Origin of the sequence: Vibrio sp. 10N.261.45.E2 (assembly GCF_002875705.1) — a bacterium.
Lineage (GTDB): Bacteria > Pseudomonadota > Gammaproteobacteria > Enterobacterales > Vibrionaceae > Vibrio.
The window spans coordinates 35110-53584 of record NZ_MCZZ01000113.1; the positions used below are offsets into that span (position 1 = coordinate 35110).

The following is an 18475-nucleotide window of genomic DNA, read 5'->3' on the forward strand; positions in this document are numbered from 1 at the left end:
AAGTTAGGAATCTGTAAGAAATTGCGGGTTTCAGTCCATGTTTATACTTCAATGCCTTGCCGTGACAGCAAGGCATTGGTACATTTAGTGCAATTTTTGTCTTCTAATTCTTGCAGGATGAGCGAAGAATATGTTTAAAAAACTTCGTGGCATGTTTTCAAACGACCTATCGATTGATTTAGGTACAGCCAATACCCTTATTTATGTAAAAGGCCAAGGCATTGTTCTTGATGAGCCTTCAGTTGTAGCTATTCGCCAAGATCGTGCGGGTTCTGCAAAGAGTGTCGCTGCTGTTGGTCACGCTGCTAAGCAAATGCTTGGTCGTACACCTGGTAACATCTCAGCGATCCGTCCAATGAAAGATGGTGTAATCGCCGACTTTTACGTAACGGAAAAAATGCTTCAACACTTCATTAGACAAGTGCATGACAACAGTGTGCTTAAACCAAGTCCTCGTGTTTTGGTTTGTGTACCTTGTGGCTCAACACAGGTTGAGCGTCGTGCTATCCGTGAATCAGCGCTAGGTGCTGGTGCTCGTGAGGTTTACCTAATCGATGAGCCAATGGCTGCAGCAATTGGTGCTGGCCTACGTGTCTCTGAGCCAACAGGTTCAATGGTTGTTGATATCGGTGGTGGTACAACAGAAGTTGCAGTTATCTCACTAAACGGTGTGGTTTACTCATCTTCAGTACGTATCGGTGGTGACCGTTTTGATGAAGCGATCATCAACTACGTTCGTCGTAACTACGGCAGCTTGATCGGTGAAGCTACGGCTGAGAAGATCAAACACGAAATCGGTTCAGCTTACCCTGGCGATGAAGTAGAAGAGATCGAAGTACGCGGTCGTAACCTTGCTGAAGGTGTGCCACGTAGCTTTAGCTTGAACTCAAATGAGATTCTTGAAGCACTACAAGAGCCACTATCTGGTATTGTTTCAGCGGTAATGGTTGCACTTGAACAGTGTCCACCAGAGCTTGCTTCAGATATCTCAGAAAACGGCATGGTTTTAACAGGTGGTGGTGCACTACTTAAAGATCTTGATCGTCTGCTAACGGAAGAAACAGGTATTCCTGTTGTTGTTGCAGAAGAGCCATTAACCTGTGTTGCTCTAGGTGGCGGTAAAGCCCTAGAGATGATCGACATGCACGGCGGCGATCTGTTCAGCGAAGAATAATATCTAGGGCGTGTTGATCTTGCGAGCTGATTTTTGCAGCGAGTTGCTGGGTATTTATACAAGACAGAGGCTTTGATGTGTAGCTAGCCTACATGAGAAGCCGATAACGTAGTAGAAATGACCAGCAAACGCTGCCCGAAGGGTTCGGCTAAAAGCGTTTTACTCTTTGTTGAGGGAGATTTGCTTAGAATGACTAGGCTACTTCTCCCTCGCCTCGATTAAAACGCTTTTATCTCGAACGAAATTTAACCGCGAAAGGTCAACACGCCCTAGTGTTAGGCCCTTTTCTTATCTATTTTTATGTAAAGAGCCTAGGACCTTGTCTATAGGATCAAATGTAGCTCTAGGACCAAATATAGAATGAAGCCAATTTTTGGTAGAGGTCCCTCTCTACAATTGCGCCTGTTTTTTGCTGTAATTTTATCAGCCAGCCTCATGCTGGCTGATAGTCGTTTAGATGCTTTCTCAAATGTCCGCTATCTATTGAACAGCATGGTTGCGCCTATTCAATATGCAGCCAACTTGCCTCGCACTATGTTCGATGGTGTATACGACCGTTTTAGCACTCGCAAAGGGTTAATTGAATCCAACCATAATATTAAACGAGAAGTCTTGCGTCTGAAGAGCGAGCTGATTCTGCTTGAGCAATATCAAGAAGAAAACAAACGCCTTCGTAAGCTATTAGGCTCTCCGTTTATCCGTGATGAAAAGAAAGTCGTCACAGAGGTTATGGCGGTAGACACTTCACCATATCGTCATCAAGTCGTGATCGATAAAGGTCAGATTGATGGGGTGTATGAAGGCCAACCAGTGATCAACGAAAAAGGCATCGTCGGCCAAGTCACTTTCGTTGCTGCGCATAATAGCCGCGTATTACTACTGACTGATGCAAACAATGCGATTCCTGTGCAGGTTATTCGTAATGACATCCGTGTGATTGCTTCGGGCAATGGCATGATTGATGAGATTCAGTTAGAGCACATCCCAACCAGTACTGATATACAAAAAGAAGATCTGTTGGTGACATCGGGGCTTGGTGGGGTATACCCAGAAGGTTATCCCGTCGCTTATGTTAGTGACGTTGATTACGACCCGAAACGTGAGTTCGCTGTTATTAAAGCAGAACCTGTTGTTGAGTTCGATAAGCTCAGATACTTGCTACTTGTATGGCCAGATGAAAACAAACAGATGCAAGCGGATCAATCCAGCATAGAACAAGCATTGTTAGAGGGCGAAAATGGCCAATAGCGTTTTGAGAAGCAAGGTAGTAATTTTCTGCTCATTTTTAATAGCACTGATTCTACAAACCATTCCTTGGCCTGGTAGCTTAGATCTTTTTAGACCCTCTTGGTTACTGCTGGTTACTTGTTACTGGGTTTTGGCTCTACCGCATCGTGTTAACGTAGGTAGTGCTTTGATTCTGGGCTTATTGTGGGACCTTTTGATCGGCTCTACTTTAGGCATTCGAGGTATGATGATGGCAATCGTGATGTACATTATTGCGATGAACTTCCTCGTTATTCGTAACATGGCGCTATGGCAGCAAGCGATGATCATTGCCGCGTTAACGGTATTGTTTGAGGTGTTGATCTTCTTTGGTGAATATTTGATCCAAGATGTTATTTTCAATCCGTTATCGTTATGGAGCGCATTGATAAACTGTATACTTTGGCCTTGGATGTTTTTATTAATGAGACGCGTGCGTCGCCATTGGCATGTGAGGTAGCGTGACGATGGAAAAGAAACATTTAGTTTTGGCATCCGGTTCACCACGCCGTAAAGAATTACTATCTCAACTCGGGTATGAGTTTTCTGTCCTTGTAACCGATGTTGAAGAGTGTAAACACGCCCAAGAAACCGCCGAAGAGTATGTTCAGCGACTATCTTTAGATAAAGCCTTAGCAGCGTTGTCTTTATTAACAGATAACCCTTCTGAAAAGCAGCATGTCGCTCCTAGTTCTGATACTGTAGTTATTGGTTCTGATATTGCAGTTATTGGTTCTAATACTGTTGTTCTGGGATCGGACACAGTCGTTGTTAGTCAAGGGCAAGTGCTCGAGAAGCCTGTCGATTTTGCTGACTCTAAGCGCATGCTTACTCAGTTAGCGAATGAACGTCACCAAGTGATGACAGCGATTTCTGTGGTTTCAGAAGAAAAACAAAAAACAGAAATAATTATTACCGACGTATGGTTTAAACCCCTCAGTGAAAAAGAAATAGAACAATACTGGCAAACAGGGGAGCCATGCGATAAAGCCGGTAGCTATGGGATCCAAGGTTTGGGCGGACGTTTTGTTACCCGAATCGAAGGTAGTTATTACGCCGTTGTCGGCTTACCTTTATTTGAAACGGACCAGCTACTGCAAGAATTCTTATAATTTACTAATCTGAGGTGCACCATGAGTGCTGAATTGTTGCTGAACGTGACCCCGAGTGAAACTCGTGTGGCCATGATTGAAGGGGGAGCTCTTCAAGAGATCCATGTCGAACGAGATGCTCGACGCGGTATCGTAGGAAATATCTATAAAGGACGTGTAAGCCGTGTTCTTCCTGGAATGCAGGCGGCTTTTGTGGATATAGGCCTTGAGAAAGCAGCTTTTTTACACGCCTCTGATATTGTTCCACACACTGAATGTGTCGCTGAAAACGAAAAGAAGCAATTTCAGGTTCGTGACATTTCAGAGCTTGTTCGCCAAGGGCAAGATATTGTGGTGCAAGTGGTCAAAGATCCTCTGGGTACTAAAGGTGCCCGCCTAACCACGGATATCACTCTACCGTCTCGTTATTTGGTATTTATGCCGGGCGCAAGTCATGTCGGCGTCTCCCAACGAATCGATAGCGAGTCTGAACGTAACCGTCTTAAAAAAGTCGTGTCTCGTTACTGTGACGAACACGGTGGCTTCATCATTCGTACCGCAGCAGAAGGTGCAGACTCAAATGAGTTGGCACAGGATGCCGCATTCTTGAAGCGACTGTGGCTAAAAGTATTAGAGCGTCGTGGAAAACATAAAGCTCGTACTCGCTTGTATGGTGAGCTCTGCCTAAGCCAACGTATCTTACGTGACTTTGTCGGTACTGAACTGAGTAAGATTCAGGTCGATTCTCGTCTAGAGTATGAAAACCTAAAAGAGTTTACCTCTGAATACGTGCCAGAGCTTACAGACAAGCTTGAGCTGTATGAAGGTGATAAGCCTATCTTTGATATGTACGATACCGAGAACGAAATTCAGCGTTCATTGGATCGTAAAGTCGAATTAAAGTCGGGTGGGTATCTGATTATCGACCAAACGGAAGCGATGACCACGGTTGATATCAATACTGGTGCGTTTGTTGGTCGCCGTAATCTAGAAGAGACGATTTTCAACACCAACGTCGAAGCGACTCAAGCGATTGCTCGCCAACTGCGTTTGCGTAATTTAGGTGGCATCATCATTATCGACTTTATTGATATGCTATCTGAAGAGCATCGTAAGCGAGTGCTCACTTCTTTAGAGGCAGCGCTCGACAAAGATCGTGTGAAAACCAATATTAATGGCTTCACACAACTGGGTTTGGTTGAGATGACCCGTAAACGTACTCGTGAAAGTATTGAGCATATCCTGTGTTCGAGCTGCCCTGCTTGTGAAGGCCGTGGCAGTGTGAAGACAGTAGAAACCGTTTGTTATGAAATTCTTCGAGAGATCACGCGAGTTAATCGTGCGTACGACGCTGATAAATTTGTGGTCTATGCGGCAGCTGCCGTCGCTGAGGCGTTAGAGGGCGATGAATCTCATGCGCTTGCGGAGCTTGAAGTCTTTATTGGTAAGCAAGTTAAAATCCAGGCTGAGCCTCTGTACATACAAGAGCAGTTTGATGTTGTTATGATGTAATGGAAATTTTGTGAGCTCAAGCGTTACTCTGATTCTACGTGCATGTTTATGGTTAGTGGTTACTCTCTTAGTAACGCTAGCCATTGCCGTTACTACACTGCGTGTAGCCTTACCCAATTTAAACAAGTATCAATCTGAAATTGAGCTTTGGGTAAACCAACATTCCGGTTTTGAGTTTTCGATTCAAGACGTGGGCGGTTTTTGGCGTAACACTCACCCCTCTATTGCTCTACAAGGCGTAAAAGCTAGCCTTCCTAATGCAGAAGATGTGTCGTTCTCTGTTGAGCGTGTTGAAGTCGAGTTTGACTTAGTTCAATCGCTTGTTGAGATGCGTCCGGTTGTGGCTGATCTGGTCATGAATCAAATGTATCTTGATATCCGCTCTATTGACTTGTTTGCTGGGCAAAATAGCAAAGATGAGCCTAAAGATTCTGGCTCTTCCCAACGAGCGATGCAAGAGCTTGATAATTTACTGCTAAAAACACTCGTCGATGTCACGGCAAAAGATTCTTCTATTCTTTATCACTCTGTTTCGGGCGAAGAACGTCAGCTCGATATAGAAACCTTAAAATGGCAAAACTCAGATAAACACCACCTTGCTGAAGGCGTGGTGAGTATCAAAGATGCCAATCTAAATTCTCTGTCAGTGAGTGCTAACTTTATTGATGGTGGGTCACTGACTGATGTGACTGGTGAGTTTTATGTCAGTGCCGACAGTATTTCGGTTAAGCCATGGCTTACGCATTATATGCAGGCTGAATCGGGGATTGAAACCGGGACTGTCAGCTTAAATAGCTGGCTCACGCTAAGAAATAGCAAGCCTGTGAGTGCTTATGTTGAGGTTTTGCCATCAGAATTGACGTGGAACGAAGATGGCGAGCACGACTTAATGCTTGAGTCCGGTGTCTTTAAGTTGTCTCCGATTGATGATGGTTGGCAAGTAAATGGTCACTCACTAAACCTAAGAACTGATGACACACCTTGGCCTGAACTCGATGTCGCGTTTAAGTGGAATCAAGGTCCGTGGCAACTCAACGTTTCTGAGTTGGATATTACAACCATAACTCCGTTGATCAAGTTGCTGCCCGACTCTGCACAATCAACCAAGATGATCAATTTATTGTCTCCTGGTGGTTCGGTTTCTGATATTCGAGTGTCGATGGATTCAGACATCGAGAGTTTACGCTACTCGGCCAGTTTTTCAGACCTAGCTATTGAGCAATGGGATTTAGTTCCAGGCTTTAGCCAAGTGTCAGGCAGTGTGTTTGGCTCTGCATCAGAAGCGAAAGCCAGCTTACACGTTATTGATGACGTGTTCCCTTATGGTGATGTCTTCCAAGCCCCTTTGAATATCAAACAAGGTCAGGTTGACATTGTTTGGCAGCAAGATGAAAACGGCTGGAAGCTTTGGTCGGACAAAATCACTGCAGCAACCCCAGATTTACAAGTACTCGGTGCATTTCGCTTAGATTTTCCAAAGGATGAGAGCCCATTCTTATCCTTTTACGGCGAAGCAGACGCTTACAACGTGGGCGAAACATGGCGCTACCTACCAACGTTGGCTCTTGGACAAGACCTTACCGACTACCTTTCAACGGCGATTCAAGCGGGTAAAGCGGATACAGTAAAACTGTTATGGCATGGTGAATTGGCTCAATACCCATACACCAATCATGATGGTATTTTCCAAGTTTGGGTTGGATTAGAAGATGCGAAGTTCAGCTTTGATACTGCGTGGCCACTGATTACTGATCTTCAGCTCGATCTGTTATTTGAGAACGATGCGATGCATCTGGATTCTCGCTCTGCGCAACTGATGGATGTGACCGCAGATCGAATTACTGGGCGTATTCCTTATCTAGGAGAAGGCGGCCATATTGAGATCGAAGCTAAGGCAACAGCGTCTGGTAATGCAGTTCGAGATTATATGACCGCTTCACCATTGGTTGATTCCGTTGGTGCTGCACTAACTGCTCTTCAAGTAAGTGGTGATGTCTCTTCTGAGTTTCAGTTAAATATTCCGTTTGATTCTGATAAAGACGCAAGAGCATGGGGTTACGCCGACCTAAGCGGTAACCATGTTGAGATTGAGGCGCCGCCAATGGTGCTGGAAAACACCACAGGTCGTATTGAGTTTGATAATGATGTGGTGACGGCAAATGGTTTGGCCGCCGACTTGCTTAAACAAGGTATCTCGGTTGATTTCAAGGGACAGAATGATGGTCCTGGCTACGCGGTCGATATTGATGTCTTGGGCGATTGGGATGTAAAACCTCTAGAACCTTACATCGGTGAACAATGGCTAAGTCGTCTGTCTGGTCATGCGCAATGGCAAAGTCAGATTGATATCCAACTGAATGATATCGGTTTTACCTACCAACTTGATTTGCAGTCTGATCTAAAATATCTCGCGAGTGATTACCCATACCCATTAGCGAAGAAGTCATTAGAAAGTGGGTCGGCAAGGCTACAAGCATCGGGTAACCAAGAAACCATTACTGCACGTCTACAGCTTCCGAATACTAAGTATCAAGCAGAAATTGATATCACGGGCGATGTACCTGAATTGACGGCGACTAACTTAGTACTTGGTCGTGGTGGCTACAAAATTAGCCCTGTGGTTGGTCATCATGCTCTGATTCGTACCGACAAATTCAATGCTGATGATTGGCTTTCGGTGATTATGGAACCTGTGCAGCCATCAACCGCTGTTCTGAGCCAAATGAACACACCAACCATTCCGGCGCCAAGTCGTGTTACTTTCGAAAGTAAAGAGCTGATTCTTGGTGGTATTTCTTGGAATGATGTCGATTTTAGCGCCCGTAAGAACAAACAAGCTTGGCAAATGGAAGTTTCTAGCCAAGAGCTGGAAGGGGATATTAACTACCTGCCACCTTACGATTTGACGGTTTCACTGGATCGCCTGCATTTGTTTGTTCCTGAGTGGAGCGACAAGACAAACCAAGAGCAACTGCTACAGCGTAAAGCGCAAGAAGCGCCATTGATCTCTAAGTTGGATAGAGAGATCCACGATGCGATGCCAAACTTGACACTGACTCTGAACGACTTTTGGCTTCAAGGCTATAAGGTTGGTAAGGTCGATGTCGAAATGACTAGGAACGAAGATCGTATTGAGTGGAACAAGATTCAGGTTCGAAGCGGCGGCAATAAAGCGGATGTAAGCGGCTGGTGGGAACTGGACGGCGACAAGAGTCATTCATCGCTAACTGTTGATGTTGAAGGTGAAAACAACAGTGAACTCATGGAGCGCTTCGGTATCACTTCAGGGATTCAAAAAGCGCCATTTGCGTTGGAAGGTCAACTGAATTGGGATGGCTCGCCTTGGGGGATCAAAATGGATACCCTTGATGGCAACGTTAAAACCAAGTTTGGTAAAGGAATTATCTCGGATGTGAGTGGTGCGGCTCGATTGCTTGGTCTGTTTAGCCTTGATTCGATCATCCGTAAGATGCAGCTCGATTTCTCGGATGTGTTTGATAAAGGCATGGCGTTCAATAGCATCACCGGAACGGGCGAGATCCAAAATGGTATCTTCCTGACCAATGATCTGAATATGGATGCGGTCGCCGGTGAGATGAAGATCAAAGGCATCGCAAACCTCAATACTCGTCAGGTTGATGCAGAAGTGAACTTTACCCCAGATATTACCTCGGGTATTCCAGTATTAACGGCCTTCGCGGTAACCCCTCAAACGGCGCTGTACGTATTGGCGGTGACCACGGTTATTTCGCCAGTGGTTGAGGTCTTTACCCAAGTTAATTACTCGGTGAAAGGGCCACTAGATTCACCAACGGTGAGTGAGCTATCTCGTAGCTCTGGCGAATTCCAGCTACCAGATAAACTGAGAAAGTTAGCCGAATAGGCCTTAGTATTTAGTCAGTTAATATACGGTGAAATGCTGATTTCTGAATCATAATGAATGGAGGAGCGATACACATGGATTGTGTTGGGTTGATTCAAATGACATCTGGTCCTAGCCCTGAGTTGAATTTTGAGTATCTTGCTCACGAAGTAGCAAAGTGCAAAGAGTTGGGAGCTAGGTGGGTTGTGTGCCCTGAAAATGCATTAGTTTTTGGCAGTAAAGCTGACTATCACCGGTATGCTGAGCCTTTAAATGATGGCCCACTGCAAAAGAAAATCTCTGAGCTAGCAAAGCTCCACCGAATTTGGATTGTCATTGGTAGTATGCCAATAAGCACAACTCAAGGCGTGACTACTACAACCTTGGTGGTTGATGATTTTGGTTGCCTAGTGGCTCACTACGACAAGCTACACATGTTTGATGTGGATGTTGCTGATGCCCATAAGTGCTACCGAGAGTCGGATATTTTCACTCCGGGCAACCAAGTTGTGACAACGGAAACGCCTTTTGGTCGCTTAGGTTTGAGTATTTGTTATGATGTGCGCTTTCCGCACCTGTATTCAGAGTTACGTAAACAGGGTGCACAAATCATTGTGGTGCCTGCGGCTTTTACCGCGGTAACGGGCCAAGCGCATTGGGAAGCACTGTTAAGATGCCGCGCGATTGAAACACAGTCGTGGATTGTCGCGGTAGGGCAAGGTGGAAAACACCCTTGCCAAAGAGAAACATGGGGACACTCAATGGTGGTTGATCCATGGGGACGAGTGGTCGCACAGTTAGACCAAGAGCCTAAAAGTATGGTGGTTGAGATAGACACATCCAGTTGCGAGTCAATTAGGCAAAATATGCCAATCACGCAACATTCTCGATTTACCAATCAATTTTAATTACAAACAAGAGCCATTTATGAGCATTAATCAAATTGAAGAAGCGCTACTGAACCCAACAGGGCTTACGGAGCAAAATATCGCAGATACATTGGCGAGCATTGCTACCCGCCAAATTGATTATGCTGATATCTACTTTCAGTCAAGCTGGCACGAATCTCTAGTGCTAGAAGATAGCATTATTAAAGACGGCTCTTTCAATATCGATTGTGGTGTTGGCGTTCGTGCAGTATCGGGTGAAAAAACCGGTTTTGCTTATTCTGACCAAATCCAATTAGACGGTCTTAAGCAGAGTGCAATTGCAGCTCGCGGTATCGCTAAGCAAGGTCAAAACGGCAAGGTTCACGCTTTCAAACGCAACTCTAACCAAGCTTACTATGATGCAGTTAACCCGCTAGCGAGCTGGGAAAAGCAGCAGAAAACAGAATTACTAAAATCATTGGATGCTTACATTCGCACTAAAGAGCCAATGGTTACTGAAGTATCGGTAAGCCTAAGTGGTGTGCATGAGCAGATGCTGATTGCCGCGACAGATGGCACCTACGCTGGCGATATTCGTCCGCTGGTTCGCTTGTCTATTAGCGTACTGGCTCAAAAAGGTGATCGTCGTGAGCGTGGTAGCGCTGGTGGCGGTGGTCGTTTTGGTTACGATTTCTTCCTAAGCGATGACAAAGGCACCCAGGTTGCTTACCAATTTGCTGATGAAGCGATTCGCCAAGCCCTTGTTAACCTTGAAGCGGTTGCTGCCCCTGCTGGTGCAATGCCTGTCGTTCTTGGTTCTGGTTGGCCGGGCGTTCTGCTGCATGAAGCGGTAGGTCACGGTTTAGAAGGTGATTTCAACCGTAAAGAGTCGTCAGTATTCTCGGGAAAAGTTGGCGAACAAGTTACTTCAAGCCTATGTACGATTGTCGATGACGGTACATTGACTGATCTTCGTGGTTCATTGAACGTGGATGATGAAGGTGTTAACGGTCAGTACAATACGTTAATCGAAAACGGCATCCTGAAAGGTTACATGCAAGACAAGCTGAATGCTCGTTTAATGGGGGTAGCTCCGACTGGTAACGGTCGTCGTGAGTCTTACGCGCATCTTCCTATGCCACGTATGACGAACACCTACATGCTACCGGGTGAGCACACACCTGAAGAGATCATTGCAACGGTTGAGAAAGGCATCTACGCACCGAACTTCGGTGGCGGTCAGGTTGATATTACTTCTGGTAAGTTTGTATTCTCGGCTTCTGAAGCGTATATGATTGAAAACGGTAAGATCACTCACCCAGTGAAGGGGGCAACGCTAATCGGTTCTGGTATTGAAGCGATGCAGCAAGTGTCTATGGTCGGTAACGACCTAAGCATTGACCGTGGTGTGGGTGTGTGTGGTAAGGCTGGTCAAAGCGTGCCAGTAGGTGTTGGTCAACCAACATTGAAACTAGATTCGCTAACCGTTGGTGGTACTGAGTAATTCAGACGAACCTCTGCTAACTTACTTCAAATTATTGAATTGAAAGCGCCTCCAATGTGAGGCGCTTTTTGTTTTTTGGGTGAATGATTAGTAAGAGCAAAAAAACTATTACATGTTCTCTTCGGCAAACTCAGCCAGTCGGCTACGCACCACACCATTGAGGTGGATGTTGGCACTGCCTTCGAAGTTTTTAAAACGCTCGACCATGTAGGTTAAGCCAGAGGTTACAGGGGTTAAGTAAGAAGAATCTATCTGCGCTAGGTTTCCTGAGCAGACGATCTTCGTACCTTCACCACAACGGGTGATGATGGTTTTTATTTGCGAAGCGGTCAGGTTTTGACACTCATCGAGCAGTACAAACGCATTCTGGATTGAGCGGCCACGCATGAAGTTAATCGATTTGAACTGGATATTGGCTTTATCACAGATGTACTTCATCGACCCTTCGGTGCAGTGGTCATTCTTGTGCAGCGCTTCCAGAGTATCGGTTACCGCGGCTAACCAAGGTAACATCTTCTCTTCTTCGGTACCTGGGAGGAAACCAATCGACTCACCAATATCAGGTGTGTTTCGGGTTACGATGATCTTGTCGAACTGTTTACGCTCAATGGTTTGTTCGAGTGCTGCAGCCATGGCTAACAGTGTCTTACCACTACCTGCCGCGCCGGTGAGAATCACAAGATCAATATCAGGGTCGAGCAGCGCATCGATTGCCATACCTTGATAGACATTCTTTGGTGTGATGTCCCATGCCCTGCGATTCATTAGTCTTTCGCGGCTGAGGTCTCTCAGTGTAATGCTTTCAGGTTCTATCTCCTCAACTCGCGCAGCAAAGTCACTTTCTTCATCAATCACATATTGGTTGAGGAAGGTTGGCTCGAAAGGCGCTCTTGCTAGAGTATGTAATGTCTTTCCGCCTAGGTTTTTGCTTTCTACGTTATCGATACCGTCCCAAAATGAACCTTCCAGTTGTTGAAAGCCTTTGGTGAGGTATTGGATGTCATCAATGAGTTGGTCGGTTTGGTAATCTTCAACAAAGCGAACACCTGCGCCCTTTGCTCGCAAGCGCATGTTGATGTCTTTGGTGATAAGAACCACTTCGCGTGGAGCGCGTTTGTTTTGAAGATAGAGGACTGCGTTGAGGATTCGGTTATCACCTGCCTTGTCATCGGCGAAGGCTTTGATGCTTTCTTGAAGTTCGTAGTCAGCGAGTATTGAAATACTGCCAGATGCGTTGATGTCTTTAGAAAAAGGAATACCTTCCGATATTTGGTCTGGTGTGGCTTCTCTGAACAGGTCTTCGAGCGTTCGAATCGCAATTCTCGCATCTCGAGCAACGTCTCTTTTACTGTCTTTGATTCTGTCGAGTTCTTCTAGCACTGTCATGGGGATAACGACATCGTGCTCTTGGAAAGAAAATATAGCGAAGGGTTCGTGAAGTAGGATATTGGTGTCTAAAACAAATAGCTTCCGGTTGGTCTCGCCCATAGCATCTCCTTGCCGACGTGCGGCTTGCTTTGCATTCATTGAACGTAGATAAAGCTCACTTAAAGATTAGTATCTGATTCTGGTGATAGTCAACTACCCACCTAAACTTCATCTCGAGGAACAGCACCATATTGTTGCGAGTGAATATGGCGCATTCGTTTGAGAGCAGCAATCTGCTATCTATAGATTAACCATGAGTTTTTGACAGTTTGATTGCATTGGCGAAAACAGAAAAAAAGCATCAAATCATCTCCTTTAGGCGTGACCTAAATCACAGCATCGAGTAAGATTAGCGACCTTTTTCTGCACCATTTTCTCGAGATATTTATTATTGAGAGCGCACTTAAAAAGTGGCTGCAAACTAGGCATTTTTGGCTATATTTTTAGTTCAGGAGCGAGAACGTTCTTGTTTGAAATTGCAGTTAAGAAGACCAAATTCCAACTATAAGATTGAGGTAGTCGATTCATGACATTTGCTTTGGGGCAACGCTGGATAAGCGATACGGAGAGCGATTTAGGTTTAGGTACCGTTGTAGCAATGGATGCTCGCACAGTGACACTAATGTTTGCAGCGTCAGAAGAGAACCGTGTGTATGCACGTACTGATGCTCCCGTAACCCGAGTAACGTTTAATGTAGGCGATGTCATTGAATGCCAAGAAGGTTGGTCTCTGTCTGTTGAAGAAGTTATCGAAGACAAAGGGCTACTGACTTACTTGGGTACTCGTGAAGATACTCAAGAAACAGAAGTTACTCTGCGTGAAATCTTCTTAAGCAACCAGATCCGCTTTAACAAACCACAAGACAAACTGTACGCAGGTCAAATCGACCGTATGGATAACTTTGTGTTGCGTTACCGTGCGCTAAGCAATCAATACCAACAGCACAAGAGCCCAATGCGTGGCTTGTGTGGTATGCGTGCTGGCTTAATTCCTCACCAACTGTACATCGCTCATGAAGTGGGTCGTCGTCACGCTCCACGCGTTTTACTGGCCGATGAAGTTGGCTTAGGTAAAACCATTGAAGCAGGCATGATCATTCACCAACAAGTATTGTCTGGCCGTGCAGAACGTATTCTGATTGTGGTTCCTGAAACTCTACAACACCAATGGTTAGTTGAGATGATGCGCCGTTTCAACCTGCACTTCTCTATCTTTGATGAAGAGCGTTGTATTGAAGCTTTTGCTGAATCAGACAACCCGTTTGATACCCAGCAATATGTTCTATGTTCTTTGGATTTCCTACGTAAGAGCCGCAAGCGCTATGAGCAAGCACTTGAAGGCGAGTGGGATCTGTTGGTTGTCGATGAAGCGCACCACCTTGAGTGGAGCCAAGACAAACCAAGCCGTGAATACCAAGTGGTTGAAGGCTTAGCTGAAAATACTTCTGGCGTACTACTACTAACAGCAACTCCTGAACAGCTTGGTCGCGAGAGTCACTTTGCACGTCTGCGTCTTCTGGATCCTGATCGTTTCTACGATTACGAAGCATTCGTTGAAGAAGAAGATCAGTACGCACCAGTTGCTGATGCCGTAACGGCTCTGTTCTCGGGTGTGAAGCTTGAAAACAGTGCGAAGAACCAGATTACTGAGCTGCTTTCTGAGCAAGACGTTGAGCCTCTGTTTCGTGTTATCGAAGGTGATAGCAGCGAAGAAGAGCAAGCACTAGCTCGCCAAGAATTGATTGATAACCTTATGGATCGCCATGGCACTGGCCGTGTTCTATTTAGAAACACACGTGCTGCAATCAAAGGCTTCCCTAAGCGAAATGTAAACCTACTGCCGATGGATATTCCAACGCAGTACACCACCTCGATGCGTGTCTCGGGCATGATCGGCGGCAAGATGGCTCCTGAAGCTCGTGCAATGAAGATGCTGTACCCAGAAGAGATCTTCCAAGAGTTTGAAGGTGAAGATTCAAGCTGGTGGCAGTTCGATTCACGTGTTAACTGGCTGATTGAAAAGATCCAAGACAAGCGCAGCGAAAAGATTCTAGTGATCGCCTCTCGTGCAAGTACTGCTCTTCAACTAGAGCAAGCATTGCGTGAGCGTGAAGGTGTACGTGCAACTGTATTCCATGAAGGCATGTCGATTCTAGAGCGTGATAAAGCGGCGGCTTACTTCGCTCAAGAAGAGGGGGGGGCTCAGGTTCTTATCTGTAGTGAGATCGGCTCTGAAGGTCGTAACTTCCAGTTCGCAAACCAGTTAGTGATGTTTGATCTGCCGTTCAACCCAGATTTGCTTGAGCAACGTATTGGTCGTTTGGACCGTATTGGTCAGCTGCGTGATATCGACATTCATGTTCCTTACCTAAAAGGCACATCACAGGCGATTCTTGCGCGTTGGTTCGATGAAGGTCTGAACGCATTTGCAGAGACGTGCCCAACGGGTCGCACGGTTTACGATAAGTACTCAGATGTTCTTATTGAGATGCTGGCTTCTGGTAACACAGAGCAACTTGATGAAGTGATTGAAGAGTCTGCCAAGCTAAACCAAAGCCTGAAATCAGATCTAGAAAAAGGCCGTGATCGCCTATTAGAGATGCACTCAAACGGCGGCGACAAAGCGCATGAGATTGCAGAAAAGATCGCGTCGACTGACGGCGATACTAACCTAGTGACGTTTGCACTGAGCCTGTTCGACACGATTGGTTTAAACCAGGACGACAAGGGTGAAAATGCTCTCGTTGTAACCCCGTCTGAGCACATGATGGTACCAAGCTACCCAGGCTTACCTTACGAAGGTGCGACTATCACGTTCGACCGTGATACCGCACTTTCTCGTGAAGACATGAACTTCATTAGCTGGGAACACCCAATGATTCAGGGCGGTATTGATCTGCTATTGAGTGAAGGTGTGGGTGCATCAGCGGTATCGCTATTGAAAAACAAAGCGCTGCCTGTGGGTACTATTCTGCTTGAGCTGGTTTACCTTGTGGATGCGCAAGCGCCGAAGCGCAGCGGTATCAGCCAGTTCTTACCTAAGACACCAATTCGTTTGATGATGGATGGCCGCGGTAACGATCTATCTGCTCAGGTTGAGTTTGATAGCTTTAACCGTCAGCTAAGCCCTGTAAACCGTCACTTAGCGAGCAAGCTAGTGAACTCGGTGCAAGGCGAGATCCACAAGCTAATTGAAGCGGGTGAGACGCACGTACTTCCTAAAGTGGAAGAAGTGCGAGAACAAGCTCAACGAGACATGCAAACTAACCTGAACGGCGAATTAGAGCGTCTACAAGCACTTAAAGCCGTAAACCCTAACATTCGTGATGAAGAGCTAGAAGTTATCGAAGCTCAAATCAATGAACTGACAGGTTACATCAGCAAAGCTCAGGTTCAACTCGATTCATTACGCTTGATTGTGGTTTCTCACAACTAGTTTTGAATTAGCGAAATGCTTCAACGAAATAAGGCCTTCATCATGAAGGCCTTATTGTTATCTAGCATTTGAAAACTGTATCGGTTGTTGAAATATGTATTAGTTGATGAGAGATGTTTTGGCTGAGGGATTACATCAACCACTTCCACCAAACAAATATCGCTAAGAAACCAAATAGGTAAATAAGGCCTGCGACAGACAACCATTTTAGCTTGCTGCCGATAGCTAGAGCTTTTGGAAGCTTAGCTTTGTTCACTAAGATGAAGTTAAGCAGCGCGAAGAATGGCGTAGTCGCAAAGGCTAGCACCATCGCAAAATCCAACATTGGCATCAGTGCTGCGCTAAAGAACATCACAATCGCCAATGCCGCGATAGAGACAATGATTATCCAACCTTGCAGCATTCTTGGGCGCGAGTCTTTTTTGAATAATAGACGTTGTGATTCAGCAAGCACACGTGAGTAGCCATCGATAACCGTAATCGTGCTACCAAAGATACAGAAGAAAGCGATAAGAGCTATTAATGGACGAGACCATTCACCAATTGTAGAAGCGTAGATACCGACCAATTGATGAGTGAAGCCAACACCAGAGCGAGACAGTTCAACACCTGAACCGTGAAGCACTAACGCCCCTAGCGCAACGAATACTAAAGCAAGCAGTGCAGTACCAATGTAGCCGACATTGAAATCGAACAGTGCTGATTGAGCAGTCACTTCTTGTTTCTCTTTTTGGCTTTTTAGCCACATAGAGGTGATGCTTGAGATCTCGATAGGTGCAGGCATCCACCCCATGGTTACCACGATAAAGCCAATAGCAGCCAAAGACCAAGGTGATGGTGGAACAAAAGCGGCGTCAGGTTCGACTGGAGAACCTATCGCAATCGCAACTGCAGCTAAGGTTGTGATGGTCAGGATCGCCATGATCGCTTTGGATAACGTATCAAGCGCACGATAGTGGCCAGCAAATAGAATGATCAAACAGGTCGCCAACACGATCATACACAATGTGCTGGTCGCTAAATCGAAAGGAATGAAGTAACTCAGTAGGCTTGCACTGAATAACAACAAAGCAGCGGTATTCACGACCGCAGAAATAGCACTCAAGATCGAAAAGATCACAAGGTATGGACGGCCTAGGTTAGAGTAACCCTCAACCAGGCTTTGACCTGTTCCTAATGTATATTGGATACCGGCTCTGAAGAATGGGTACTTAAATATGTTTACGAGGATAATAAGCGCGGCTAGCTGCCAACCATAAATTGCACCAGCTTTGGTTGAGGCTACTAAATGAGAGCCACCTACCGCTGCTGCGGCCATCATAATACCTGGGCCAAGAGACTTAATTAAACTTGATAGGGGAGCTGAGGTTGGTGTTTTTGTATTAGTGTTTTTAACCGTACTTTCCATCATTTTTCCTTTGATGCTGACTTCTTATTATCCGTTACCCTATCAATACCATGTTTTGTAAAGTCGTCAACTTTTATGTACAAAAATGTTTGAAATTGTATTTAATAATAAACAAATCAACCGAAAATTATTTATTCATCAGTAGTTAAGAGGCTTCAATGGCGTTAGAACAGTACACACCACCACGTGAACCTTGGATCGATATCGTTTATCAAGATGACGATATTTTTGTGGTGAACAAGCCTGCGGGTCTACTTTCAGTACCGGGCAGGTTGCCAGAACATTACGACAGCATGTGGAGTCGTTTGGTGGAGGAATTTCCGGAGATTCAGGTTGTTCACCGTTTGGACATGTCGACCTCAGGCTTGATGTTGTTGGCTAAGCATAAGCAGGCAGAACGTCATTTGAAGAAGCAGTTCCAATATCGCTTGACTCACAAGCTCTATTACGCGCGAGTATGGGGTTCAGTTGAAGAGAAAGAAGGCTTGATTGACCTTCCTCTTATTTGTGACTGGCCAAATAGGCCGAAGCAGAAAGTGTGTTTCGAGGATGGTAAATCATCTCAGACTCGCTATGTGGTCGAGCAAGAGGAGCAACAAACGACTTTATTGAAGCTACTGCCTATCACGGGACGCTCTCATCAGTTGCGTGTTCACTGCATGGAACTAGGGAATCCAATCGTTGGAGATGAGTTTTATGCGACGTCAGATGCATTTAACTGTAGCGATAGATTGGCTCTGCATGCGTGTGAGTTGAGTTTTTATCATCCAGCGAATAATCAGTTATTCAAAGCCTTCGTGCCATGCGAATTTTATCCTCAAGCATTGCCACAAATAGAACAGCACTTTGAAATTGCGCCAGAGCTTCCAGACTACAGCAAGCTAAAAGCTTAGAATGATGCCATCAATATCAATTCAAGGACGTA

The 18475-nt window shown here is 45.5% G+C and carries 12 protein-coding genes; 10 read left to right on the plus strand and 2 right to left on the minus strand.

Going from position 1 to position 18475, the window contains the following annotated elements; genetic code table 11:
* Nucleotides 1–130: 130 nt before the first annotated feature.
* From BCT34_RS09690 to tldD, 8 genes are all read left to right on the plus strand, one after another.
* Entirely contained in the window at nt 131–1174 is a 1044-nt protein-coding gene (locus tag BCT34_RS09690; protein ID WP_076654609.1) for a rod shape-determining protein, read from the plus strand.
* A 360-nt stretch (nt 1175–1534) separates the two neighbouring features.
* Nucleotides 1535–2422: a rod shape-determining protein MreC gene (gene mreC / locus BCT34_RS09700; protein ID WP_076657002.1), complete on the plus strand. Its 888-nt coding sequence runs from the start codon at nt 1535–1537 to the stop codon at nt 2420–2422.
* Nucleotides 2412–2900, plus strand: a complete 489-nt coding sequence (mreD, locus tag BCT34_RS09705; protein WP_076657003.1) for a rod shape-determining protein MreD — start codon at nt 2412–2414, stop codon at nt 2898–2900. Before mreC ends, mreD begins: the two co-directional genes overlap by 11 nt.
* Before the next feature lie 7 nt (nt 2901–2907).
* Complete coding sequence (locus tag BCT34_RS09710; protein ID WP_076657004.1) at nt 2908–3552, plus strand: Maf family protein; 645 nt, start codon at nt 2908–2910, stop codon at nt 3550–3552.
* 21 nt (nt 3553–3573) lie between these two features.
* A complete protein-coding gene (rng, locus tag BCT34_RS09715; protein ID WP_017061363.1) occupies nt 3574–5043 on the plus strand; it encodes a ribonuclease G in 1470 nt (489 codons plus the stop codon).
* A 10-nt stretch (nt 5044–5053) separates the two neighbouring features.
* On the plus strand, nt 5054–8926 hold the full coding sequence (locus tag BCT34_RS09720; RefSeq protein WP_076657005.1) for a YhdP family protein: 3873 nt from the start codon (nt 5054–5056) through the stop codon (nt 8924–8926).
* Between the two features lie 74 nt (nt 8927–9000).
* Nucleotides 9001–9813 carry a carbon-nitrogen hydrolase family protein gene (locus tag BCT34_RS09725; protein ID WP_076657006.1) on the plus strand — a complete coding sequence of 271 codons (813 nt, stop codon included), beginning with the start codon at nt 9001–9003 and terminating at the stop codon, nt 9811–9813.
* Nucleotides 9814–9832: 19 nt separating this feature from the next.
* Nucleotides 9833–11278 (plus strand): metalloprotease TldD, encoded by a 1446-nt coding sequence (gene tldD, locus BCT34_RS09730; RefSeq protein ID WP_076657007.1) that lies wholly within the window; start codon nt 9833–9835, stop codon nt 11276–11278.
* 108 nt (nt 11279–11386) lie between these two features.
* Here tldD and BCT34_RS09735 read toward each other — a convergent pair whose 3' ends face one another.
* Entirely contained in the window at nt 11387–12766 is a 1380-nt protein-coding gene (locus BCT34_RS09735; protein ID WP_076657008.1) for a PhoH family protein, read from the minus strand.
* A 466-nt stretch (nt 12767–13232) separates the two neighbouring features.
* Here BCT34_RS09735 and rapA point away from each other — a divergent pair, with 466 nt between their 5' ends.
* Nucleotides 13233–16142 (plus strand): RNA polymerase-associated protein RapA, encoded by a 2910-nt coding sequence (gene rapA / locus BCT34_RS09740; RefSeq protein WP_076657009.1) that lies wholly within the window; start codon nt 13233–13235, stop codon nt 16140–16142.
* Between the two features lie 130 nt (nt 16143–16272).
* Here the strand turns inward: rapA and BCT34_RS09745 are convergent, their stop codons facing one another.
* The gene (locus BCT34_RS09745) at nt 16273–17550 is read right to left on the minus strand and encodes a divalent metal cation transporter (RefSeq protein WP_076657010.1); all 1278 of its coding nucleotides are present in this window, start codon (nt 17548–17550) and stop codon (nt 16273–16275) included.
* A 158-nt stretch (nt 17551–17708) separates the two neighbouring features.
* On the opposite strand from BCT34_RS09745, the gene rluA reads away from it, so the two are divergent.
* Nucleotides 17709–18443 (plus strand): bifunctional tRNA pseudouridine(32) synthase/23S rRNA pseudouridine(746) synthase RluA, encoded by a 735-nt coding sequence (gene rluA, locus BCT34_RS09750; RefSeq protein WP_076657011.1) that lies wholly within the window; start codon nt 17709–17711, stop codon nt 18441–18443.
* Nucleotides 18444–18475: the final 32 nt, after the last annotated feature.

Excerpts from the sequence above, each read along its gene's own strand:
- rng (WP_017061363.1), top strand. The coding sequence starts at position 3,574 with ATGAGTGCTGAATTGTTGCTGAACGTGACCCCGAGTGAAACTCGTGTG.
- BCT34_RS09745 (WP_076657010.1), bottom strand. The coding sequence starts at position 17,550 with ATGGAAAGTACGGTTAAAAACACTAATACAAAAACACCAACCTCAGCT.
- BCT34_RS09725 (WP_076657006.1), top strand. The coding sequence starts at position 9,001 with ATGGATTGTGTTGGGTTGATTCAAATGACATCTGGTCCTAGCCCTGAG.
- rapA (WP_076657009.1), top strand. The coding sequence starts at position 13,233 with ATGACATTTGCTTTGGGGCAACGCTGGATAAGCGATACGGAGAGCGAT.
- tldD (WP_076657007.1), top strand. The coding sequence starts at position 9,833 with ATGAGCATTAATCAAATTGAAGAAGCGCTACTGAACCCAACAGGGCTT.
- mreD (WP_076657003.1), top strand. The coding sequence starts at position 2,412 with ATGGCCAATAGCGTTTTGAGAAGCAAGGTAGTAATTTTCTGCTCATTT.
- rluA (WP_076657011.1), top strand. The coding sequence starts at position 17,709 with ATGGCGTTAGAACAGTACACACCACCACGTGAACCTTGGATCGATATC.
- BCT34_RS09735 (WP_076657008.1), bottom strand. The coding sequence starts at position 12,766 with ATGGGCGAGACCAACCGGAAGCTATTTGTTTTAGACACCAATATCCTA.
- mreC (WP_076657002.1), top strand. The coding sequence starts at position 1,535 with ATGAAGCCAATTTTTGGTAGAGGTCCCTCTCTACAATTGCGCCTGTTT.
- BCT34_RS09710 (WP_076657004.1), top strand. The coding sequence starts at position 2,908 with ATGGAAAAGAAACATTTAGTTTTGGCATCCGGTTCACCACGCCGTAAA.
- BCT34_RS09690 (WP_076654609.1), top strand. The coding sequence starts at position 131 with ATGTTTAAAAAACTTCGTGGCATGTTTTCAAACGACCTATCGATTGAT.